General features: G+C 61.3%; 17 protein-coding genes. 8 read left to right on the forward strand and 9 right to left on the reverse strand.

All coding sequences use genetic code 11. The annotated features are described in order from the left end of the window. Positions 1-260: 260 nt before the first annotated feature. Positions 261-3041: a DNA translocase FtsK gene (locus AC4CWH_RS22465; protein ID WP_491321565.1), complete on the forward strand. Its 2781-nt coding sequence runs from the start codon at positions 261-263 to the stop codon at positions 3039-3041. A gap of 3 nt (positions 3042-3044) precedes the next feature. Here the strand turns inward: AC4CWH_RS22465 and AC4CWH_RS22470 are convergent, their stop codons facing one another. The 6 genes from AC4CWH_RS22470 to AC4CWH_RS22495 form a co-directional block, all read right to left on the reverse strand. Beyond that, complete coding sequence (locus AC4CWH_RS22470) at positions 3045-4397, reverse strand: LLM class flavin-dependent oxidoreductase (protein ID WP_491321566.1); 1353 nt, start codon at positions 4395-4397, stop codon at positions 3045-3047. Further along, a complete protein-coding gene (gene hutC, locus AC4CWH_RS22475) occupies positions 4376-5179 on the reverse strand; it encodes a histidine utilization transcriptional repressor HutC (RefSeq protein ID WP_491321567.1) in 804 nt (267 codons plus the stop codon). Before hutC ends, AC4CWH_RS22470 begins: the two co-directional genes overlap by 22 nt. Positions 5180-5216: 37 nt before the next feature. Then, the gene (locus AC4CWH_RS22480) at positions 5217-6008 is read right to left on the reverse strand and encodes an amino acid ABC transporter ATP-binding protein (RefSeq protein ID WP_491321568.1); all 792 of its coding nucleotides are present in this window, start codon (positions 6006-6008) and stop codon (positions 5217-5219) included. Next, on the reverse strand, positions 6005-6673 hold the full coding sequence (locus tag AC4CWH_RS22485) for an amino acid ABC transporter permease (RefSeq protein WP_491321569.1): 669 nt from the start codon (positions 6671-6673) through the stop codon (positions 6005-6007). Before AC4CWH_RS22485 ends, AC4CWH_RS22480 begins: the two co-directional genes overlap by 4 nt. Further along, positions 6670-7311 (reverse strand): amino acid ABC transporter permease, encoded by a 642-nt coding sequence (locus tag AC4CWH_RS22490; RefSeq protein WP_491321570.1) that lies wholly within the window; start codon positions 7309-7311, stop codon positions 6670-6672. The genes AC4CWH_RS22485 and AC4CWH_RS22490 overlap by 4 nt, the downstream gene beginning before the upstream one ends. 123 nt (positions 7312-7434) lie before the next feature. Further along, entirely contained in the window at positions 7435-8262 is an 828-nt protein-coding gene (locus tag AC4CWH_RS22495) for a transporter substrate-binding domain-containing protein (protein ID WP_491321571.1), read from the reverse strand. Between the two features lie 259 nt (positions 8263-8521). On the opposite strand from AC4CWH_RS22495, the gene AC4CWH_RS22500 reads away from it, so the two are divergent. The 3 genes from AC4CWH_RS22500 to AC4CWH_RS22510 all read left to right on the forward strand — a co-directional run bounded on the left by AC4CWH_RS22500 (position 8522) and on the right by AC4CWH_RS22510 (position 13792). Beyond that, positions 8522-10267, forward strand: coding sequence for an ABC transporter ATP-binding protein (locus AC4CWH_RS22500; RefSeq protein WP_491286304.1), 1746 nt, complete (start codon positions 8522-8524; stop codon positions 10265-10267). A gap of 278 nt (positions 10268-10545) precedes the next feature. Then, a complete protein-coding gene (locus AC4CWH_RS22505) occupies positions 10546-13266 on the forward strand; it encodes an ABC transporter transmembrane domain-containing protein (protein WP_491321572.1) in 2721 nt (906 codons plus the stop codon). Positions 13267-13303: 37 nt separating this feature from the next. Continuing rightward, on the forward strand, positions 13304-13792 hold the full coding sequence (locus tag AC4CWH_RS22510) for a cyclic nucleotide-binding domain-containing protein (protein ID WP_491286300.1): 489 nt from the start codon (positions 13304-13306) through the stop codon (positions 13790-13792). A gap of 46 nt (positions 13793-13838) precedes the next feature. Here AC4CWH_RS22510 and AC4CWH_RS22515 read toward each other — a convergent pair whose 3' ends face one another. After that, on the reverse strand, positions 13839-14327 hold the full coding sequence (locus tag AC4CWH_RS22515; protein WP_491286298.1) for a class I SAM-dependent methyltransferase: 489 nt from the start codon (positions 14325-14327) through the stop codon (positions 13839-13841). Between the two features lie 25 nt (positions 14328-14352). After that, a complete protein-coding gene (locus tag AC4CWH_RS22520) occupies positions 14353-15681 on the reverse strand; it encodes a nucleotide sugar dehydrogenase (RefSeq protein ID WP_491287797.1) in 1329 nt (442 codons plus the stop codon). 216 nt (positions 15682-15897) lie between these two features. Between AC4CWH_RS22520 and AC4CWH_RS22525 the strand changes: the two genes are divergently transcribed. After that, positions 15898-16989: a glycosyltransferase family 4 protein gene (locus tag AC4CWH_RS22525; protein WP_491322319.1), complete on the forward strand. Its 1092-nt coding sequence runs from the start codon at positions 15898-15900 to the stop codon at positions 16987-16989. Next, entirely contained in the window at positions 16986-17717 is a 732-nt protein-coding gene (locus tag AC4CWH_RS22530) for a polysaccharide deacetylase family protein (protein ID WP_491321573.1), read from the forward strand. The genes AC4CWH_RS22525 and AC4CWH_RS22530 overlap by 4 nt, the downstream gene beginning before the upstream one ends. A gap of 3 nt (positions 17718-17720) precedes the next feature. On the opposite strand, the gene AC4CWH_RS22535 is transcribed toward AC4CWH_RS22530, so the two are convergent. Then, positions 17721-18701, reverse strand: coding sequence for a glycosyltransferase family 32 protein (locus AC4CWH_RS22535; RefSeq protein WP_491321574.1), 981 nt, complete (start codon positions 18699-18701; stop codon positions 17721-17723). Positions 18702-18966: 265 nt separating this feature from the next. On the opposite strand from AC4CWH_RS22535, the gene AC4CWH_RS22540 reads away from it, so the two are divergent. Next, positions 18967-20853: a dipeptide ABC transporter ATP-binding protein gene (locus AC4CWH_RS22540; RefSeq protein WP_491286293.1), complete on the forward strand. Its 1887-nt coding sequence runs from the start codon at positions 18967-18969 to the stop codon at positions 20851-20853. Further along, positions 20850-22751, forward strand: coding sequence for an ABC transporter substrate-binding protein (locus AC4CWH_RS22545; RefSeq protein WP_491286291.1), 1902 nt, complete (start codon positions 20850-20852; stop codon positions 22749-22751). Before AC4CWH_RS22540 ends, AC4CWH_RS22545 begins: the two co-directional genes overlap by 4 nt. The last annotated feature ends 1 nt before the right edge of the window (position 22752 follow it).

Raw genomic sequence — 22752 nt, forward strand, 5'->3', positions numbered from 1 at the left:
TGCTGGCGAGGGGAGGAGGGGCCGCCAAAGAGATCCCGCGCACCCGCCCTTCAAGAAGCGCCCGCGTTAAACAGTCCGATGCCGTAAAATGTGCGGATTTTCGTGTTTTATCTTTTATGTCCAAAGGCTTGATATAGCCCATGCCCGAACCGGACAGACTGTCACAGGTTATGAAATCGCACAGCCGGAGGCGGCTCTAAAGGAGCCATTAACCTTTATTTTCTACTTAATAGCACTGCCATTTGTACGCGGTTGGTGTGATGCATTTTCATAGAACGAACTTCCCCAAGTCCCTTGAAACCATGCAGTCCGACGAGGGTCCCCTCGACGGCCGCGAACCTGAGCCGCAGCGCCGGACACCGACTGTCGATCCGAACGAAGCGACCATTGAGCAGGCGCCCTGGCAGGCGGCCTTTAAACTGGCACCCAATGTGCGGTTCACCCGCACGCCGGAAAGCATTCTTGCCCGGCCGCGTGGTCGCGACCAGGTGGCACCCGTCGCCCCGGAAGAACGCATGCCGGCAGCGGCGGGACGGCTGGTCGAGCCGCTCGATGTGAATGCCCAGCCACCGGTCAATGAAAACGCCACGCTTGCGCCCGAATTGCTCGTCAATGCGCTGCAGGGCGTGGCAACCGCCATGCAGCAGATACCGGCTCCGCCAAAGGTGAAGCCGCAACCTTCGCCGCGCGCGCTCATCTTCAAGCGGCCGGCGCCGAAGGAAGACCCGAAAGCCGAAATGCCTGCAGAAAAGACCACCGAAATCGCATCTCCCGTTAATACCGCGCAGTCTCACATCGCGCCTGCCTATTCGCCTGCCCAGCCCGCTTTTGCCAACGCCGTGGCTGCCCCGTTCGCACCAGCCGCGACGGCGCCCGCGCAAGCTCCTGCCGTATCGCCCGAGGTCGCCTCGCCGGTGACGTCTGCCGCGCCGGTTGCCGCGACACCGGCTTCTTGCGATACGCCGTCAGCGCCCAAGCTGTGGCTCTCCGATTTCGCCTTCTTCGAAGCCGGCATGGATGCCGATGTGGCGCCTGCGGTACCTCCGGCCGTGGAGAAGCCCGCAGCCCCGCAAACCTTCCACGCCGCCCCCGTCGTTATGCGGCGCCCGGCCGAAGTGGTGCGCCTTTCCCATCCGCTGGTGCCGAATTCCGTGACGGCGCTTTACCGCGAGGTGCGTCCCGGAACCCGGTTTGAGAAACGCCCCGTTCAGCCCATTGCAGCCGAGCCACGCGAAACCGTCATGGCCATCCCGGCCCCTGTTGCGCCGCCGGTTCATCCGCCGCTGGACGCCGTTGCCGTCGAGCCGGTCGTGGCTCCCGTGCCGGTGATCGAGGAAACCGTTGTCGCACCGGTCGAAGCCGTGGCTGCTGAAACAACAGCCGAAACCGTGGCCGTTCAGCCGCAACAGCCGCCGGCCCGCGCCATTGTGCCGATTTCGCGGCGCAAGCCGCAGGGCCTGCCGGGTCTGTCTGGTGCCATGGCCGTGCGCGAAAGCGACGACGCCTACGAATTTCCGCCGATTGCGCTTCTGCAGGAGCCGTTTGGCCAGCAGGCCGAAACCGTGCAGCCGGATGCGTTGCAGCAGAGCGCCGGTCTTCTCGAAAGCATTCTGGAAGATTTTGGTGTGCGCGGCGAAATCATCGACGTGCGCCCCGGCCCGGTGGTCACGCTTTACGAATTTGAGCCGGCGCCCGGCGTCAAATCCTCGCGCGTCATCGGCTTGGCCGATGATATCGCCCGCTCCATGTCGGCGCTGTCGGCGCGCGTCGCGGTCGTTCCCGGCCGCAATGTCATCGGCATCGAGCTGCCGAATGCCGTTCGCGAAACGGTTTTCCTGCGCGAACTCATCGAGTGCGAGGATTATTGGGAAACCAAGCACCGCCTGGCGCTCTGCCTTGGCAAGACCATCGGTGGCGAACCTGTCATTGCAGAACTTGCCAAGATGCCGCATCTGCTGGTCGCCGGCACCACCGGTTCGGGCAAGTCGGTTGCCATCAACACCATGATCCTGTCGCTTCTCTACCGGCTGCGTCCGGAAGAATGCCGCCTGATCATGATCGACCCGAAAATGCTGGAACTGTCGGTCTATGACGGCATCCCGCACCTCCTGACCCCCGTCGTCACCGATCCGAAAAAGGCCGTGCTGGCGCTGAAATGGGCCGTGCGCGAGATGGAGGATCGTTATCGCAAGATGTCGCGGCTCGGTGTACGCAATATCGACGGTTACAATGCCCGCGCCGCCCAGGCCCGCGAAAAGGGCGAGACGATCACCGTCAACGTGCAGACCGGTTTTGACCGTCACAACGGCGAGATCGTCTACGAGGAACAGGAACTCGACCTGTCGCCGATGCCCTATATTGTCGTTGTCGTCGACGAGATGGCCGACCTGATGATGGTCGCCGGCAAGGAAATCGAAGGCGCCATCCAGCGTCTCGCCCAGATGGCGCGTGCCGCCGGTATCCACCTGATCATGGCAACGCAGCGCCCCTCCGTCGACGTTATCACCGGCACGATCAAGGCCAATTTCCCGACGCGCATCTCCTTCCAGGTGACGTCGAAGATCGACAGCCGCACCATTTTGGGTGAACAGGGTGCCGAACACCTGCTCGGCCAGGGCGACATGCTGCATATGGCCGGCGGCGGGCGCATTTCGCGTGTCCACGGCCCCTTCGTGTCGGATGCCGAGGTGGAATACGTCGTCTCGCACCTGAAGGCGCAAGGACGGCCGGATTATCTGGGCACCGTCACGGAAGACGAAAACGAGGTGGACGCCGAGCCGGAAACCGATGCCGCCGTCTTCGACCGCAGCGGCATGGGCAGCGAAGATCCCGACGACCTCTATGAAAAGGCCGTCAAGGTGGTGATGAAGGACCGCAAGTGCTCGACCTCCTACATCCAGCGTCGCCTCTCGGTCGGCTATAACCGGGCCGCTTCGCTGGTGGAGCGCATGGAGCAGGAAGGCCTCGTCGGCCCGGCAAACCATGTCGGAAAGCGCGAGATCATTTCCGGCAAGCCGGTCCCCACGCTTTCTGAAGATTAAGCCTCAAGATCCCTGCCGGGCAGCCGCATAGCGGTTGGCCGGCTTCGACAGGCCAAGGTTTTCGCGAAGGGTCGAGCCCTCGTATTCCTCGCGAAACAGGCCACGACGGCGCAGTTCCGGCAGCACCAGTTCCACGAAGTCGGTAAGACTGGCCGGCAGCGTCGGGAACATCAGGATGAAGCCGTCGGCAGCACCGGCCTCGAACCATTCCTCCATGAAATCCGCAATTTCTGTCGGCGTGCCGGTAATGCCGTTGCCGGTGCTCTTTTCCGCGTAATGGCGGATGAGGTGGCCGAGCGTATGGCCCTGGCGGATATAATCCGTCAGTTCCTCGAACAGCGCCTTCGACCCCTTCGGCTCGGCGGGAAGCCGCTCCATCGGAAAGGTTTTGTCGAGGTCAGCACCGGACAGATCGGTTTCGAGAAATTCTCCGAGCATCCAGCGCCCGACATCCGGATGCAGGTTGTCGATGAGGAAATTGACCTTCGCCTGCGCCTCGGCTTTCGTCTCCGCCACATTGATCACCACGCCAGGCATCATCTTGAGATCGCTGGTGGAACGCCCGTACTTTGCCATGCGTCCTTTGACGTTATCTGCAAAAGCCTTGTTGCGCTGAAGGTTGGAGGCAAGGCTGAAGACGATTTCGGCGGTGCGTGCGGCGAGTTCCATGCCGGGCTCGGAGCCGCCGGCCTGGGCAATCACCGGCCGCCCCTGCGGGGAGGCGGCAACGTTCAACGGACCGCGCACCTGAAAATGCTTTCCCTTGTGGTTGAGGAGATGCAGCTTGTCCTTGTCGTGGTAGAGCCCGGCCTGCTTGTCGAGGATCAGCGCATCCGGCTCAAAGCTGTCCCAGAGGCCGAAAACGACGTCGACGAATTCCGCGCCGCGCTCGTAACGCCAGCTGTGCGGCGGAAGCCCGTCGAAATTGTAGTTGTAGCCGGTCTCGTCATGGTCTGAGGTCACCACGTTCCAGCAGGCGCGACCGCCGCTCAAATGGTCGATCGAGGCAAAGATGCGGGCGAGGTTGAAGGGCTCATAAAAGCTGGTCGAGGCGGTGGCGACAAAACCGAGCTTTTCCGTCAGCACCGAGAGCGCTGAGATCAAAGACAGCGGCTCGAAACGGTTCATCTTGGTCGGCGAGCGGGCAAGCGCATCCGGATCACCGATGGCAGCCGCCGGCGAATCCGCCAGAAACATGAAGTCGAATTTGGCCGCTTCCGAGATTTTGGCAACGTTCAGCAGGTGATCGATGGTGTTTGCGCCGTTCACATCCGCTGCCGGATGACGCCAGGCGGCGGGATTGAACCCGAAGGTGTAGACGAAGGTGCCGAGCTTCAGCGTGTCGGTGCGGGCCATGGGATCTGCTCCTGGTGATCAGCGGCGGGCGTGCTGGCGTCCAGACGTCGCAGCGGTGTGAAACGGGCGGTCAACGCATGCTGGCTGCCGGGATAGGTGAGGCGCACGCGGGTGACGGTATCTTCAAAGCGCCAGGTCTGGCGCTCCACCGTCAGAACCGGTGCATGGAGGCAAAGGCCAAGCGCCTCGGCCACGGGCAAGGATGCCGCATCGGCTGCAATCCGGTGTTCCGCGGCGTTCCACGGCACGTGTTGCAGCAGCCACGGGCCGGGCGACAGGTCCTCGAACGTTTCGGTTGCGGCATCCGGCACGATGGCAAGGTTGATGATGCGTTCTTCAAGGCAGAACGGCGCGCCATCTGCCCGGTGCATGACGGTGAGCGACAGGAGTTTTCGCCGCGCCGGTAGCGCGCAGGCTGCAAGTTCGCTGCGTGTCGGCAGGCGCAGCGCGCGGCTGACCACCTCGAACCGATAGGACAGGTTCTGCGCACGCACCTCGTCGCCGATATCATAGATTTCAAGGATCGCGCTTTGCGGCCCTTGCGGCATCACGATGCTGCCGGTCTTGCGACGCCTCAGAAGAAGGCCCGCCCGGGCCAGCTCCGTCAGAACCTTGCTGACGGTCATGCGTGAGCAGCCATAGGCCTGCGTCAGCGCCTGCTCGGAGGGCACTTTATGGCCCGGCGGCCAGCGGCCGGAGACGATATTGTCCTCGATCTCCTCTAGGATGCGCGCATGGAGCGAACGGACGGGCTTTTTGCCGATCCTGCTGTCATGGTCCATGGCGCCTCCTCCATCGCATGCCGCTTGGCCGGACCCGTCAGGCCAGCATCGAGGCGCCGCGGTCCAGATAGGTATCGAGGAACTGTTCCAGACGCGGATGGCGCGGCTTGGCAAACACGTCCGCCGGTGCGCCCGTCAACATGAGCCGACCCTGGTCGAGAAAGCTGATCTGGTGGCCGATGGTGGCGGCAAAACCGATCTCGTGGCTGACGACGACCATGGTCATGCCGTCGGCCGCCAGATCACGCATGACGGTCAGCACTTCGCCGGTCAGTTCCGGGTCGAGCGCCGAGGTCGGCTCGTCAAACAGCATGATTTTTGGCGATAGTGCCAGCGCCCGGGCGATTGCCACACGCTGCTGCTGGCCGCCGGACAGTTGCGCCGGATAATGCCCGGCGCGGTTTTCAAGGCCGACTTTCTTCAACTGCGCCATGGCGCGCTCTTCGGCTTCCTTTCGCGGCACTTTATGAACCGTCTTCAGCGCCTCCGAAACATTCCCCAATGCCGTCATGTGGGGCCAGAGGTTGAACTGCTGGAACACCATGCCGATCTGCGCGCGCACCGCCCGGATCTGGGCCGACGGCAGACGCTCGCGCTCTCCCCTGGCGTTTTCAAAGAAACCCAGCGCCTCGCCATTGACGGTGATCATCCCCTCCGTTGCCTCTTCCAGGAACGCCAGGCAGCGCAGAAGCGTGCTCTTGCCGGAGCCTGAGGGGCCGATCAGGCAGGAAACCTTGCCTTCGGGGATATCCAGATCGATATCCTGCAACACCGGCGTCTGGCCGAAGCGCTTCACAAGGTTTCGAACGGAAATGGCGGGAAGCGTCATGGCGTGGAAAACCTGTAGGTGGAAAAGCGGGATTCGGCAAAGCGGCCAAGCCGGGCCGCGGCCTCGACGATGACCCAGTAGATGACTGCCAACAGGAAAATGGCTTCGAGAAAGGCATATTCCTGCGAGCCGATGGCGCTGACGGTGGTGGTCAGTTCCGGCACGGTGATGATGGACAGAACCGCCGATTCCTTCAGCAGGATCACCGAAAGGTTGACCGAGGGCGGCAGCACGATGAGCGCCATTTCCGGCAGGAGAATGCGGCGGATGACCTGCAGGCGCGAAAAGCCGAGGCATTCGGCGGCCTCCACATGGCCGTGGGGCACAGCGCCGTAGCCTGCGCGAAAAATTTCCGAATAATAGGCCGCCGCATAGATCGACAGTCCAAGAAGACCGCAGGGAATGGGATCAAGCGAAATGCCGACGAACGGGCCGCCGTAATAAACGAGGAAGATCTGGATGAGGAAGGGCGTGCCGCGCAGCACTTCCACCACAAGACCGAGCGGAATGTCGACCATGACGCCGCCATAACGCCTGAGGGTTGCAACGACAAAGCCGATGAACACGCCGAGCAGCATGCCGGCAATCCAGAGCGCCAGCGTCACGCCGGTGCCGGAAATGATCTCGGGCAAATGTTTGAGGATAACGCCGGGATCAAACATCATTTGGCAACTCCCGGCAGCGCGCGTTCGCCATAACGACCGGCAAGCGCCACGCTCCAGCAGATGACGAGATAGATGAGGGCGGCCGAGGAAAAGATCTCGATCGGCATATAGGTGGAGGAGGCGAGATCCTGCGCCATGCGGGTGATTTCCACGATGCCCACGACCGACACGAGCGAGGAGGATTTGAGGATCATGATCGCTTCGTTGACGAGGGCGGGAAAGGTCATCCGCAGGGCGATCGGCACCTTGATGCGCAGGAACAGCTGGCTTGGCGTAAAGCCCACCATGTCGGCGGCCTCGATGAGCCCGCGTGGCACGCTTTCAAACCCGCCGCGCAGATTTTCCGCCTGATAGGCCGCCGTGCAGAGCGACATGCCGATGATGGCAGCGACAATGCTCGGGACGTTGAGGCCGATGAACGGTAGAAGATTATAGATGAGCAGAAGCTGCACCAGAAGCGGCACGCCGCGAAAAAAGCTGATGAAGAACTGTGCCGGGCGCCGATAGAAGGCCTTGCCCGACAGCAGCGCGGCCGACAGGCCAAGCGCAATCAGGAAACCCAGCCCGATCGAGATGGCACTTATGCCGATGGTCCAGACGGATGCCTGTACCAGAAGATTGAACAGCTTGAACGACATGGGGCGGAAGCATCCGTCGCAGAACCGGTGGCCGGATGGCAGGCCACGGTTTTCACCAGGAAGTCAGGAGTGCTGGCGGGAAGACGTTTCCCCCCGCCATACGTCCCGGACCAGATTGCGGGATCAGATTGCCGGGTCCTTCACCGTATCCGGCGTATCGAACTTTGTGCCGAACCACTTTTCCTGCAGCTTTGCGGTGCGGCCATCGGACTTCATCTTCAAAAGTGCGGCATCCACGGCATCCATCAGCTTGGCGTGATCGGCATCCTTCATGCCGACAAAGCCGAAATAGGTCGGCTTGCCGAAGGCCGGCTGCACCACCTCGAACAGGCCGGCGCGCTGCTTGGCGACAAAGGCAATGTTCGGCAACGAATTGGCAACAGCCACGACGCGGCCGGCGGCCATATCGGCATAGGCATCGTTGAAGGCGGGATATTCGCGGATATCGACCTTGGACGGAAGCGTTGCGGAAAACTCGGTCAACTGGGCAAGCTGGGCGGTTGCCTTGCCGACGCCGACGGCCTTGCCGGCGATATCCTGCGGCTTGGTGATCGAGGTGTCGCCGGCCTTCTTCAGGATCGCAACGGTTGCTTCAGCAATCGGCGAGGAGAAGCGGTAACGCTCCATGCGGGCCTTGGTAATGGTGGCGGGACCGGCAACGACATCGAACTTGCCAGCTTCCAGGCCGGGCAGAACGCCTTCCCAGGGCAGCGTGACCCACTCGATCTTGACGCCGAGTTCCTTGCCGATTTCGGCGAACATATCGACGTTGAGGCCGACGTGATCACCGGCGTCGATGAAATCGAATGGCGCAAAGGCGGTCTCGGTGCCGACCTTCAGAACGCCGGCAGCCTTTGCCTTGGCCAGCACATCGTCCGCATGGGCCGACACGGCTGCACCAAACAGCATGGCTGCGCCGACCGCCGCCTTGAGGAAACTTCTCTTCTGCATCATCATGCTCCCGTCTACCTTGTGCGCCCGTGCGCAGATCCCCGTGATCCGGCCGGTGGACCCGACCTTTTTGACTATACAAATAGATCGGGCTGGCAGACCTCTGTCAACAAATTTGTGCAGCTTTCTGCGGCGCCTAAAAAATGAGCTTTTTGGTCATTTTAAAGTTGCTGAGCAATCTCAGGATTTGCAAATCTGCCGATGCGGAGGTATTCCCCAGCAACTGCTTTCGCCTGTCCCGGCTTCAAGAGAGTGATCCATGTCCTCTACCGTCAAGCAATTTGCCGCCTATTATCGTCCCCACACGCGGCTTTTCATCCTGGATTTCTCCTGCGCTGTCCTATCAGGGCTTCTTGAGCTCGCCTTTCCGCTGGCCGTCACGCTGTTCATCGACAGGCTGTTGCCGACCGGCCAGTTCGGATGGATTTCCATTGCCGCCGTCGGTCTGCTGGTGATCTATCTTGCCAATGCCGGGCTGCAGGTCGTCGTCACCTATTGGGGCCACATGCTCGGCATCAACATCGAGACGGAGATGCGGCGCAAGGCTTTCGATCACCTGCAGACGCTCTCCTTCGGTTATTTCGACAATGAGCGCACGGGGCGGCTCGTCGCGCGGCTGACCAAGGATCTGGAAGAGATCGGCGAAGTCGCGCATCACGGGCCGGAAGACCTGTTCATCGCGGTGATGACGCTGATCGGCGCGTTTTGCATCATGCTGTGGGTGCATGCGCCGCTGGCGGTGATGGCAGCGATCATCGTGCCGCTCACCGGTTTTCTGACCACCCATTATGGGCAGCGGATGACGGTGACCTGGCGGGCGCTCTACGGTCGTGTCGCCGATTTCAACACCCGCATCGAGGCCAATGTCGGCGGCATCCGCGTCGTGCAGGCCTTTGCCAACGAAGAGCATGAGCGTCGGCTTTTTGCCAGGGATAACAGCAACTACCGCGATACCAAGCTGCAAGCCTACCGGTACATGGCAGCGTCCACGTCCATGACATACCTGTCGATGCGTTTCGTGCAGGTGGTGATCATGTTGGCCGGCGCCTGGTTCGTCACGCAGGGCAGTTTGAGTGCCGGCGGTTTTGTCGGTTTTCTGCTTCTCGTCAATGTGTTCCTGCGGCCGATCGAAAAAATCAATTCGGTGATCGAGACCTATCCGAAGGGCATTGCCGGCTTCCAGCGTTATCTCGGTTTTCTCGCCCAGAAAGCCGACATCGTCGATCGCCCCGGCGCCCGCCCGCTGTCACGCCTTGATGGCGATATCGTCTATAAGGATGTGGCGTTCCATTATGCCAGCGGCCAGCCCGTGTTTGAGGGGCTCAATCTTTCCATCAAACAAGGGACGATGGTCGCTTTCGTCGGCCCCTCGGGCGCCGGCAAGACGACGCTCTGCTCGCTTCTGCCGCGCTTTTACGACGTCACCGGCGGTGCCATCTCCATTGGTGGCGTTGATGTCAGGGACATCACGCTCAAATCCCTGCGCGGCAATATCGGCATCGTGCAGCAGGATGTGTTCCTGTTTGCCGGCACGATCCGCGAAAACATCGCCTATGGTCGGCTCGATGCGACCGATGCCGAGATCGTCGAGGCCGCCCGCCGGGCGCGCCTTGCCGATGTGATCGAGGCACTGCCGGAGGGGCTTGATACGATCATCGGTGAGCGCGGCGTCAAATTGTCGGGCGGACAGAAACAGCGGCTGGCGATTGCCCGCATCTTCCTCAAAAACCCGCCGATCCTGATCCTCGACGAGGCAACATCGGCGCTCGATACGGAAACGGAACGGGCGATCCAGGCGTCGCTTGCCGAACTTGCCGTCGGGCGCACCACGCTGGTCATTGCCCACCGGCTGGCCACGATCACCAAGGCTGACCGGATCCTGGTGGTGGACAAGGGCCGTATCATCGAACAGGGCAGCCATGGCGAACTGGTTGCCATGGCAAACGGTCTCTATCGCCGCCTGCACCATGCGCAGGTGGAAGGCCTTGCCACGCTTCTGGCCTGAGAAAGGGCCGAGACCAATCTCCCCCCATGGCAAATTCAGGCGCCGGCCCTTGCCGGCGTCTGCCGTCATGCCCGTGCATATGGCTTTCCCCGGCCCCAGACCTGCCCGAATCTCCTGATCATGTGGCCGCAAAACCGCCAGAGGTGAAACTTTTGGCACCATGATGGCGTCCTTGTGTGCAGTGCATTTGCGCCAGCCGGCAGACCTGAATATATACTGATTTCCTTGAACATCCGTATTCCGCTTTCTGGAATGCGCGGAACGCCAAAGCACGCCAGATGGAAAAGAACCTACTTCGCTATATCTGGAATCACACGCGTTCCCCCCAGATCTGGATATTGTTCATCGTCCTGTTCTCGATGGTGCCATATTTTGCCGCCTTCGACCTGCCGAAACAGATCATCAATGGACCGATCCAGGGGCAGGGGTTTGAATCGGCGGATGCCTCTGCCGCCTTCCTCGATTTCAGTTTTACCGTTCCACTGACCGGCTGGACCCTATCCTACGACGGTATACAGCTTGACCGCCTGTCGATGCTGATGGCGCTGAGTGGCGTCTTCCTGCTGCTGGTCATCATCAACGGTCTGTTCAAGTTCTATATCAACACCTACAAGGGGCGGCTTGGCGAACGGCTGCTGCGCCGCATCCGCTACGAACTGGTGGACCGCGTTCTACGCTTCCCGCCCAACACCATGAAACAGGTGAACGGCGCGGAAATCTCCACCATGGTGAAGGACGAGGTGGAGCCGTTCGGCGGCTTTACCGGGGATGCCTTCGTGCAGCCGGCGCTGCTGGGCGGGCAGGCGGCCGCGGCCCTTTTCTTCATCTTCCTGCAGAACACCTGGCTTGGCCTGATTGCCGCCGTCATGGTGGCAATCCAGGTCGGCATCATCCCGAAGATGCGCCGTCGCCTCATCGACCTTGGCCGCCAGCGTCAGATCACGGCCCGGCATCTTGCCGGCAAGGTGGGGGAAATCGTCGAGGGCATCGACACGATCCATGCCTATGACACGTCCAATTATGAGCGCGCCGATATCGCCGCCCGACTTGGCCAGATCTACCGCATCCGTTTCGAGCTGTACCAGTGGAAGTTCCTCGTCAAGTTCGTCAACAACTTCCTGTCGCAGCTGACGCCCTTCCTGTTCTATTCGATCGGCGGTTATTTTGCCCTGCGCGGCAGTCTCGACGTTGGCCAGCTGGTGGCCGTCATCAACGCCTACAAGGACTTGCCGGGGCCGCTGAAGGAACTGATCGACTGGGACCAGGCACGCCAGGATGTGCAGGTGAAATACGAACAGGTGCTGGAACAGTTCGAGCCGCCGCAACTGATCGAGCCCTCAGTGCAGGTCATTGCGCCGATCGCGCCGACCTTTGCCGGCGGAGCACTGGCTGCCACCAATATCATCGTGGCCGACGGTAGCGGCGCCAAGGTGATCGATGGCGTCTCCGTCAAGATCGACCAGGGCGAGACCGTGGCAATTGTCGATAATTCCGGCAGTGGCGGCGAGGCGCTGGCCGAAGCCTTCGGCCGACTGGTCTGGCCGCTTTCAGGCAAGGTCACGCTGGGGGATGCAGACATTCTGGAACTGCCGGAATCCATCACCGGCCGCCGGATTTCCTATGTTTCCGCCAACAGTTATTTCTTCCACGGCAGCCTGAAGGACAACCTGCTCTACGGCCTGAAACACGCGCCGACGAGCACCGTCAGCTATAGCGGTCGCGATGCGGCAAACCGCAAATGGGAGGTGCATGAGGCGCACATGGCCGCCAATTGCAGCTATGACCTGAATGCCGACTGGCTGGACCGGCGCTCGACATCGGTTCTGCGCGGCTTTAACGACGACCTTAAGCAATCGCTGATGCGCGCGCTCGATGCCGTGCAGCTGACGCCCGACGTGATGGAACTGGCGCTGCATTCCGTCATCGACCCCCAGGAGAACCCGGGCCTTGCCGAGCGTGTGGTGGAAATGCGCCATGCGCTTCGCGACGAACTGAAGAAGGAGGGACTTGCCCATATCGTTGCCCCCTTCGATCCTGCCTCCTACAATACCGAGGCAACCGTTGCGGAGAACCTTCTGTTTGCCGCAACGCGCACCAGTTCTGCCTCCGAGACGGAAGTGGCGGAAAGTCATTACGTGTTTGAGGTTCTGAAGCGGGCCGGCCTGTCCGACCTCCTCTACGCCATGGGCATGACGATCGCCGAAAACCTCGTTGAAATCTTTGCCGATCTGCCGCCGGAACACCCGTTCTTCCAGCAATTGCAGAATATCAACGCCGATGACATCGCCGGCTACCAGCAGTTTCTGCAAAAGCGCAAGGCGCGCGGGCAGCAGCCGGTGACGGAAGAAGAACATCGCAGCATCGTGCGCCTCAGCCTCTATTACATCGAGCCGCGGTATCGTTTCGGTGTGCTGACAGAGGAGATCATGAACCAGGTGGTGGCGGCGCGCGACCTGTTTTACGAAAACCTACCGGCAGACCTGCGCGACCGGGTGGAGCGTTATGACCCGCACCGCTACATGGCGGCCGCAACGCTTCGCGAAAACGTGCTGTTCGGCAAGCTCTCGCACCGGGCCCCGGATGCCGTGGTCCATGTTCGCGAGGTTGCCAAGCGTGTGATGGAGGAGAAGGGGCTACTCGAAAGCTTCATCGGCATCGGCCTCAGCTTCGATGTGGGCAGCGGTGGACGGCGCCTGACATTGACCCAGCGTCACAAGATCAGTCTGGCCCGCGCGTTGATCCGCCGCTCCGACTTTTACATCTTCAACCGGCCGTTGCCGGGGCTGGACCGCCGTGTCCAGGAGGAAATCGTCAGGAATGTGCTTGATTTCCTGAAAGAGCAGGACAATGATCCTGCAATCGTATGGGTTCTTTCGAACACATCACTGTCACGCATGTTTCACAGAGTCATCGTATTCGATCGCGGCGTTGTGGTCGCAGATGGACCTTACGAGACTCTGGACAAAGAAAGTGGTATCTTCAAGTCGCTGGTGGCGTGATCTGACGTTGCTTTGCGAACAGGAGATAGTGGGCTCCATGTTGCTTAACGATGAAGTGCAGCTTCTGCGCAAACTGCCCTATTTCAGCAAGGTTGATCCTTGCAAACTGAAGCTTCTGGCGTTTGCGTCGGACCGCGTCTGCTACGAGGCTGACCAGGTGATGTTTCACCAGGGCGATAACAGCGATGCAGCCTATGTTCTCCTGCGCGGCAAAGCCGATCTGTTGATCAACACGGCGGCCGGAGAGGTGAAGGTTGGCGAAGCGCATTGCCATTCCATGATCGGTGAAATGTGCCTTTTGTCGGACGCTCCCCGCGCTGCCACGGTGCGTGTGACGGAACGCGCAGAAGCGCTGCGGATTTCCAGGGAGTGTTTTTTAAAGGTCGTTTCCGCCGATCCGCACATCGGTTTCCAGATCAGCCGGTCGCTTGCCGAAACCATTCGCGACAAGGCTCCGGCACCTCAGCGCCAGCCCGACCGGGCTGCCGAAAGGATGCCGATCAAGCTGCATGAACGCGCCGATTGAGGGGCGGCCTCAGCTTTTCCACAGAAATTTTGACGGAGCCGTTTTTTTACCGCACCCGGCGACGATACTGGAAATACCGACCTTCCTGGATGGTTTCGAGGCGCGGCAGCGGGCTCAAATCCGGATGCTCCAGCGGCAGCCCGCTGACGGCAATGCCGCCGGGCGCGAGCATGCCCGCCACCATTTGCGGCAGCCATGTCAGCGTCACGGCATCCACGTCGGGATAACCGGTGCCGATATCGGCATGAACGAGGGCTGCATTCCAGCCGAGGAAAGCCTGACCGGTTTCCCGGATTTCGCCTTCGACAAAATTTTCCGGCTCGGGCGTGGCAGAGGCATGCGAGGCAAGCTTGCGATCAAAGGCGATGATCCGGCGATCGCCAAAACATTCGCGCAGGTGGCTGAAGGTGCGGCCATTGCCAAGCCCGATCTCGAAGACCGGGCCGTCTGCCGGCAGGTCTCCATGGTCGCGCACGTGGTTTAAAAGATCCCGCTGCGCGCTCATGCGGTTGATGAAACTGTCGAGCCTGCTCACGCGGATCTCCCTGCCTGTTGCTGCCTCATGCCTTGACGACCTTGTCCGATGCGATGCCACGGCGGGCAAACACGTTGCGCGTATCGATGATCAGCGCGGCCGATTGTTCAAGCGCTGCATAATCGACCGGATCATGATCGGTGGCGATCACCACGGCATCGAAACCGGCGATGGCGCCCGGCGTGAGTTCCACCGAGCGGCGGCCCATCAGGTGACCGTATTCGCGCGTGCGTGGCACTTCATCGAGGAAGGGATCGTGGTAGGCGACGTCCGCGCCGCGCTCCAGCAGGATTTCCATCAGCCGCAGCGAGGGACTTTCGCGAATATCAGGCACGTTTTTCTTGTAGGCGAGACCAAGGATCAGCACGCGCGAGCGGCTGAGCGCCTTGCCGAGCTTGCGGTCCAGCGCTTCGGCAAGCTTTTCCACCACATGGCGCGGCATCGCCGTATTGATCTCACCGGCGAGTTCGATGAAGCGCGTCGGCTGCTCGAATTCGCGCGATTTCCAGGTGAGATAGAAGGGATCGATCGGGATGCAGTGGCCACCAAGGCCCGGACCCGGATAAAACGGCATGTAGCCGAATGGCTTGGTCTTTGCCGCATCGATCACGTCCCAGACGTCGATGCCCATGGCGTCGTAGACCAGCTTCAGCTCGTTGACGAGCGCGATATTGACCGCGCGAAAGATGTTTTCCGTGAGCTTTACGGCTTCTGCGGTGCGCAGGCTCGAGACCGGCACGATGGTTTTGACCACTGCACCGTAAAACGCCTTCATCATGTCCAGCGCCAGTTCACCGTCGCCGGCCACCACCTTTGGAATGGTGGAGGTTTCGAAATCGCGGTTGCCCGGATCCTCGCGCTCCGGCGAATAACCAAGGAAGAAATCGACGCCGCAGGAGAGCCCCGTCTTTTCGAGGATCGGCTTCATCACCTCGTCGGTCGTGCCGGGATAGGTGGTGGATTCCAGCACGATCAACTGGCCGGGCCGCAGGCGTGCAGCAATATCACGGCAGGTGTTTTCGACGAAGGAGAGGTCCGGATCGCGGTGGCGGGTGAGCGGCGTCGGCACGCAGATGGCAATCACGTCGCATTCGGCCAGACGCTCGAAATCGCAGGTTGCGGCAAATCGTCCGGCTTCGTGTTCCGAGGCAAGTACGGCATCCGGCACGGCGTCGATATAGCTCTTGTGCGCCTCGATGCGGGTGATCTTCTGCGGGTCGATGTCGAAGCCGAGAACGGAAAAGCCGGCGCGCGACATGCTCATGGCAAGCGGTAGGCCGACATAACCGAGCCCGATCACGCCGGCCTTTGCGGTTTTCGCAACGATGGCTGCGAGAAGATCCGGTCTTTGCATTTCGGTGTGATCCACGTGCGCCTGCTCCGGTTCGAATGCGACTGTTCGGCTGCTCAAGTGAGGCGGATGGCCGGACCTGTCAAGGTGGAGGCCATGTCTGGGCGATCAACAGCCCTTGCATTTGACGTGATGTCTGCTTTGCAGAACAGGCTGTCGTTTGAAAAAATCAACGTCTATGCCTTGCAATCGGCACCCCGCCTGCGCCATCTCGACGGTATGAAGATCGCCTTTTACGCGCCGCTCAAATCGATCAACCATCCGGTGCCCTCCGGCGACCGCCTGATGGCGCGCCAGATTTTTGGCGCTTTGTCCATCGGCGGCCATGCGGTGGAGACGGTGTCGGAGTTCCGCTCCTTTTCCGCCACATCAGAGGTGCCACCGGAGCAGGAAGAGATTGCGGCAGCCGAGCGGGAGAGGATTGCGGCTTTGTGGCTGTCTCAGCGTCTGCCGGACCTCTGGTTCTGCTATCACCCTTATTATAAGGCGCCGGATCTTTTGGGGCCGGATCTCTGTCGGCAATTTTCGCTGCCGTATTTCACCGCCGAATCCTCCTATTCGAAGCGGCGCAATATCGGCGGCTGGGCGCTGTCTCAGGAAAAAGTGCTTTCCGGCATCCAGCAGGCGCGCGCCAATATCTGCCTCACTCGTCGCGATAAGCAGGGGCTGATGGAGGTTGCGCCGCAAGCCCGGTTTGTGCGTCTGTTGCCCTTCATCGATCCCACCCTGTTTCTGGCACGCGAACCCCGCCCGGAACCCGGCCATCTGGTAACGGTTGCCATGATGCGGCCGGGAGACAAGCTGAGCAGTTATACGGCTCTTGGCACTGCGCTGTCGCGACTGTCCGATCTTCCATGGCGTCTTACCGTCATCGGGGACGGGCCGGCGCGTTCGCAGGTGGAGCAAGCCTTTACTGAGGTTTTGCCGGCGGGCCGCGTCACCTTCCTCGGCCTGCAGGAGCGGGAGGCTGTGGCAAAATACCTGTCCGGCGGTTCCATCTATCTCTGGCCGGGGCATGGCGAGGCCTATGGGCTTGCCTATCTGGAAGCGCAGGCGGCAGGGCTTCCTGTTGTGGCCGAAGAGATCGCCGGCGTGCCGGAAGTGGTGGAAGACGGCCGCACCGGCCTGTTGACGCCGCCGGCGGATGTGCAAGCCTATGCGGATGCTATCCGCAAGCTGTTGACGGATGAGGCAGAACGGATGCGATTATCCATCAATGCACGCCGTATGGTGGCCGAGGAGCGGTCGCTGTCCGCCGCCGCCGACCGGCTGCACCAGATCATTGAAACCAGCATGGAAGAAACCGCATGAGCCGGAACGCCCTGGAGAACCATCTGGACGGGTTGGCGCAGGAGGGGAGGGCCGTCACCCTCTGGCTGCGCGACGACGATGCGGTGGTTCCGACGCCGGCTCTCGACCGGCTGCTATCCCTCACCAAAGCCCATGCCGTGCCCCTGACGCTTGCCGTTATTCCCGAAGAGACCGGAGCGCCGCTGGCAGAACGGCTGGCATCGGCGCCGCATGCAAGCGTTGCCGTGCATGGCTGGTCGCATCGCAGCCATTCCACGCCTCCCGCCAAAAAACAGGAGCTTGGCCTTGATCGTTCGCTGGAGACGGTCACCGGCGAATTGCAGGCCGGCCTTCAAAAGCTCCAGCAGCTTTACCCCACGCAATTGCTGCCCATGCTGGTCCCACCCTGGAACCGCATTGCACCTGAAATCGTCGAGCAATTGCCGGCGCTCGGGTTTACATCGCTGTCGGTGTTCGGTCGTGAAAAACCGGCACCGCTTACGGTCCTCAACACCCATGTCGACATCATGGACTGGCACGGCACCCATGGCGGAAAGCCAGCCGAGGCGCTGTTTGGCGAAGTGATGGATTATCTGACCAACGAAAACCCTGTTGGTGCGATCGGCATCCTCACCCACCATCTGGTGCATGATGCGGGGGCCTGGGCTTTTCTGGGAGAGCTTTTTGCACTGACGGCCGGGCATCCGGCCTGCCGCTGGGCAAGCGCCTCCGAACTTCTGGCCGTCTGAGGCTTACCAGGATTTCCAGCCGATCAGCAGGCCGCCATCCTCTGCCAGCGCTTGCCGCCGTGCGTCTTCGACTTGCGATGCCGGCGCGCGGCGGGCAAGGTTGGCGGCGACGAACCCGGCATCCGGCACGGAAAATGTCGTTCCGCGAAAGAGAAGCGTCATCACCAGAGGCCCGGTGGACCACCAGGCGGGACCATCCGGCAAAAGCTGCGTCACCTCGGGCAAAATGTCGAGGAGGCGCTTGAAGACGGGGTGGCCGGCCGGCGTCGCGATGAAGGAATTGGTGAGAAGCAGGCTTCCCATCCCGGTGTTGCGCGGCGTGTCCTCGGCCAGTGCCGAAAGCCCCGTCAACGGCAGCAGATCGGCAAAACTTATGTCGTCGCGGGCCGGATACCAGTCGCAATCGAGATAGATACCACCCTCGGCAAACAGTACGAAATACCGGGCGATATCGACGGCACCCGGAAAATCACCCTCGGCCATCATGCGCTGAAAGGCCGTATGGCTTTCGACGCCAAGCGCCTGCAGATCCGCTTCCCGCCACAGCCGGTATTCGAGGCCGTTCCTCTCAGCATGCGCCCGCCAGGCTTCCACAGCTGGGGGAACGGCGAGATCCCCGAGCCAGATCTGGTGCAGCACGCGCGGCACGTGCTCTCGGTTGAGGTTGTTCATCTGCCGCCGTTCGGCACCATCGAAACGGGTGAGAGGGGCAAGCAGCGACGGCGGAGGCACCAGCGTGTGCTGCAGGCCCAGCCGTTCCACCACCTGACCTTCAGCCTTTGCCAGCTTCAGCCTCGCCGAATGCAACTTTCGCGGATAACCAAGCACCGTGCGGCCCCCGAGAGTGGGGTCGTTCATGATCGCTTCATCCGTCAGGAGAGCGCCCAAGTACCGGCGCGCCTCATCATGCGCGCCGCTATCGATCAGCGCGCGCAATTCCTTCAGACGGGCCCGCGGGCTCATGGTGGTCTCTCTCTCGGTCATCGGCACCTGCTTCATTGGCAATCGGAGACCGAACTGCAACGATCGGCATTATTCAGTCGAAACATTCAAGCCCTGCATCGATTTACATGGGAACTGTCATCTTCCCGAAACGGTTGTTGCGGCAGATCCTCAGCTCGAACGAGGCTGCCACTGTTGTAGGTGTTGATCATGGACACAGGCAATATGCTGAGATACGGTTGATGAAAACAACAATGGGAACGCGCCTTTGGCAATCGCGCCACAAGGCTTCCGGGAATCACAATGCATGATTGAGCGTGCAGATCTGCTCCATATCGATGGACTGTCTGTTTCCTTCCCCATGTGGGGTGGCAGCATCGATGCCGTCAAGACCATCTCGATGCGGATTTGTCCGGGCAAGGTCACCGCACTGGTCGGTGAGTCCGGATCCGGAAAATCCGTGCTCGGCCGCTCGGTGATGGGGATCGAGGCGGCCACCGCGCGCATTTCCGGCCGCGTGCTGTTCAACGACCCCGATACCGGTGAAACGCACGACCTTCTGTCGCTTCCGCATGACGGACGCCAGATCCGCGCGATCCGCGGCAACCGCATCGGCATGATCTTTCAGGAGCCGATGACCTCGTTTTCGCCCATGCACACCGTGGGCAATCAGATCGAGGAAGTGCTGCGCGTCCACACCGTCTTGTCGCCTACGGAACGGCTGGAACGCTGTCGTGAAATGCTGGGGCTTGTCGGTTTTGCCGATCCGGCCCGCGCGTTTGAAATGTATCCGTTCGAGCTTTCGGGCGGCATGCGCCAGCGTGCGATGATTGCCATGGCGCTGATCTGCAAGCCATCGCTGCTGATTGCCGACGAGCCGACGACGGCGCTTGATGTGACCATCCAGGCGCAGATCCTGAAGCTCCTGCGGGACCTCCAGTCGAAGCTTGGCATGGCCATGCTGCTGATCACCCATGATCTCGGTGTCGTCGCCAGCATGGCGGATGAAGTGGTGGTGGTCTATCGCGGCGAGGTGATGGAATCCGGTCCCGTCGAGGCGATCTTCCGCCATGCCGGCCATGCCTATACCAAGGGGTTGATGGCAGCCGTGCCCGACTTCGATCTGCCGCGCGATGAACGCCTGAAGCCGCTGCGCGAAATCAAGGTGCATGCCGAGGGGCTGATCGACAAGGCGCGCAGCACGGCTGTTCTGCCGGACGTGCTTCTCAGCGTGCGCGGCGTGTCCAAATCCTTTTCCTCCAAGCGCGGCGGCGGCTTTGGCATGCGCCCGCCACCGCCGACGCTTGCCGTCAACGATGTCTCGTTCGAGATCCGTCGTGGCGAAACGCTCGGCCTTGTCGGCGAAAGCGGCTGTGGCAAGACGACGCTGAGCAAGATCCTGATGCGCGGCGTGACGCCGGACGCCGGCCAGATCCTCTTCAGCGGCGAAGGCAAGCCGATCGATGTGCTGAAGGCGCAAGGGGATGAACTCGACATCCTGCGCACCCGCATCCAGATGGTGTTCCAGGACCCGGTCTCGTCGCTTTCGCCGCGCATGACGGTGCGCAACATCATCAGCGAGCCCTTAGAAATCCACAGGCGCGGCAATGCGCAGGCGCGTCTGGACGCAACCCTTCGCCTCGTTAACGCCATCGGCCTGCCGGAAAATTCGATCAGTCGTTATCCGCACAGCTTTTCCGGTGGCCAGCGCCAGCGCATCGGCATTGCCCGTGCGCTGGCACTCGGACCCGATCTGCTGATCTGCGACGAGCCGGTCTCGGCGCTCGATGTGTCCATCCAGGCCCAGATCCTCAATCTGATGAAGGACTTGAAGCGCGACCTTGGCCTTACCTACCTGTTCATCTCGCACAATCTGGCCGTGGTGAACTACATGGCAGACCGTGTGGCCGTGATGTATGCCGGGCGGATCGTCGAAATCGCCCCGTGCGATGTCATCATGCGCCACGCCGTGCATCCCTATACCAAAAAACTTCTGGCGGCGGTGCCGGTGCCGAACCTCGATCATCCGCTTGATTTCGATGCCATTGGCCAGCCAAGCGCTGCGGCGCGCAAGGACTGGGCACGTCAGTTCGTCAGCGAGGACGAGGGCGACGACCTCACCCATGCCGACCTCGGCGGCGGCCATTTCGTCCTTGCCCGTCGGGATGTCGATGCGCGGGAGTTGCGGCCATGATCACACGCAGACACGCATTGGCGCTTCTCGGTGGCACGCTTCTGCCGCATTCGATGCTGGGCGCTGCCATCGCCGCCTCCACGCCGGCCCAAGATGCCGCAACGGCGGCGCTGCCGCCTCTTGCCGAGCGCCTGCCGAAAAATCCGCGCGTGATCAAGTTTGCCGGCGAGGGTAAGGCGATCGGGCGGCAGGGTGGCACCCTGCGCGTGCTGATCGGGGGGCAGCGTGACATCCGCTACATGCCCATCATCTCCTATGCTCGTCTGATCGGTTATAACGAGCAGTTCGAGATGGAGCCGGACATCCTGGAAAGCTTCACCGTGGAGCGCGAGCGCGTCTTCACCTTCAAGCTGCGCGAGGGACATCGTTGGTCGGATGGCAGCCTGTTTACCTCGGAAGATTTTCGCTATGTCTGGGAAGATATGTTCCTCAACAAGGAGCTTTATCGCGGCGGTATCCCCTCCAGCATGAAGATCAATGGCAAGGCGCCGCGTTTCGAGGTGATCGACGCGCTCACCGTGCGATACAGCTGGGACGAGCCGAACCCCGATTTCCTCACCGACATTGCCTCGCCATCGCCACTCAGGCTGATGATGCCAGCCGCTTACCTGAAGCAGTTCCATCCGACCTACCAGACGGCAGACAAGCTGAAGGAGCATGTGGCGAAGAACCGCGTGGAAGACTGGGTGGCGCTGCACCAGAAGCTGTCGCGCACCGTGCGACCGGAAAATCCGGATCTTCCCTCGCTGGATGCCTGGCGCAATATCACCCCGCCGCCCGCTGGACGTTTCGTTTTCGAGCGTAATGCCTATTATCACCGGGTGGACGAGAACGGGCAGCAATTGCCCTATATCGACCGCGTTTTCTTCGACATCAGCTCAGCCGACCTGATTGCCGCAAAGACTGGAACCGGTGAAAGCGACCTGCAGTTCACCAATCTCGATTTTGCCGATTATACCTTCCTGAAGAATGCCGAGGAGCGATACCCGATCACGGTGGATCTGTGGAAACGCATCCAGGGGTCGCGTGCGGCCTTGATGCCGAACCTCAACTGCAAGGATCCGGTGTGGAACGCGCTGTTTCGGGATGTCCGGGTGCGCCGCGCGCTGTCGCTTGCCGTCAACCGCCACGAAATCAACATGGCGGTGTTTTTTGGCCTGGCCAAGGAGAGCGCCAACACGGTTCTGCCGCAGAGCCCGCTGTTTAAGCCGCACTACCGCGATGCCTGGACGACCTACGATCCTGATGAGGCCAATCGCCTGTTGGACGAGGTGGGACTGACCGGCCGTCGCCACGATGGCCTTCGCCTGCTGCCCGACGGGCGGTATGCCAAGGTGATTGTCGAAACGACGGGCGAGCACAGCGTCGATACGGATATCCTCGAGCTGATCCACGATCACTGGCTGGAAATCGGCATCAAGATTTTTGTGCGCACCTCGCAGCGTGAGCTGCTGCGCCGCCGCGTCAAGGGTGGCGATACGATCATGACCATCTCCGCCGGCCTCGACAACGGCGTGCCCACAGCCGACATGTCGCCGAAGGATCTGGCACCGACCAGCGACGACCAGATGCAATGGCCGCTCTGGGGGCTTTATTCCTACTCCGGCGGAAGCGACGGGCAGGCCCCCGACATGCCGGAAGCCATCCGCCTCAACGAACTTCTGGGCAAATGGCGCAATTCGGAAACCGAGGACGAGCGGGAAGCCGTGTGGCACGACATGCTCTCTCTTCACGCCGAACAGGTTCTCACCATTGGCACCGTCAACGCCACGCTGCAGCCGGTCGTGCATTCCACGCGGCTGCGCAATGTGCCGAAGGACGGGCTCTACGGCTTCGATCCCATGTCCTATCTCGGCGTCTACAGGCCCGACACATTCTGGTACGATCAAGATGCGTGAG

This window comes from Neorhizobium sp. PAMB6716 (assembly GCF_058242805.1).

Excerpts from the sequence above, each read along its gene's own strand:
- AC4CWH_RS22485 (WP_491321569.1), bottom strand. The coding sequence starts at position 6,673 with ATGATGTTTGATCCCGGCGTTATCCTCAAACATTTGCCCGAGATCATT.
- AC4CWH_RS22470 (WP_491321566.1), bottom strand. The coding sequence starts at position 4,397 with ATGGCCCGCACCGACACGCTGAAGCTCGGCACCTTCGTCTACACCTTC.
- AC4CWH_RS22520 (WP_491287797.1), bottom strand. The coding sequence starts at position 15,681 with ATGCAAAGACCGGATCTTCTCGCAGCCATCGTTGCGAAAACCGCAAAG.
- AC4CWH_RS22500 (WP_491286304.1), top strand. The coding sequence starts at position 8,522 with ATGTCCTCTACCGTCAAGCAATTTGCCGCCTATTATCGTCCCCACACG.
- AC4CWH_RS22545 (WP_491286291.1), top strand. The coding sequence starts at position 20,850 with ATGATCACACGCAGACACGCATTGGCGCTTCTCGGTGGCACGCTTCTG.
- AC4CWH_RS22495 (WP_491321571.1), bottom strand. The coding sequence starts at position 8,262 with ATGCAGAAGAGAAGTTTCCTCAAGGCGGCGGTCGGCGCAGCCATGCTG.
- AC4CWH_RS22465 (WP_491321565.1), top strand. The coding sequence starts at position 261 with ATGCATTTTCATAGAACGAACTTCCCCAAGTCCCTTGAAACCATGCAG.
- AC4CWH_RS22505 (WP_491321572.1), top strand. The coding sequence starts at position 10,546 with ATGGAAAAGAACCTACTTCGCTATATCTGGAATCACACGCGTTCCCCC.
- hutC (WP_491321567.1), bottom strand. The coding sequence starts at position 5,179 with ATGGACCATGACAGCAGGATCGGCAAAAAGCCCGTCCGTTCGCTCCAT.
- AC4CWH_RS22510 (WP_491286300.1), top strand. The coding sequence starts at position 13,304 with ATGTTGCTTAACGATGAAGTGCAGCTTCTGCGCAAACTGCCCTATTTC.
- AC4CWH_RS22535 (WP_491321574.1), bottom strand. The coding sequence starts at position 18,701 with ATGACCGAGAGAGAGACCACCATGAGCCCGCGGGCCCGTCTGAAGGAA.
- AC4CWH_RS22540 (WP_491286293.1), top strand. The coding sequence starts at position 18,967 with ATGATTGAGCGTGCAGATCTGCTCCATATCGATGGACTGTCTGTTTCC.
- AC4CWH_RS22480 (WP_491321568.1), bottom strand. The coding sequence starts at position 6,008 with ATGACGCTTCCCGCCATTTCCGTTCGAAACCTTGTGAAGCGCTTCGGC.
- AC4CWH_RS22525 (WP_491322319.1), top strand. The coding sequence starts at position 15,898 with ATGAAGATCGCCTTTTACGCGCCGCTCAAATCGATCAACCATCCGGTG.
- AC4CWH_RS22490 (WP_491321570.1), bottom strand. The coding sequence starts at position 7,311 with ATGTCGTTCAAGCTGTTCAATCTTCTGGTACAGGCATCCGTCTGGACC.
- AC4CWH_RS22530 (WP_491321573.1), top strand. The coding sequence starts at position 16,986 with ATGAGCCGGAACGCCCTGGAGAACCATCTGGACGGGTTGGCGCAGGAG.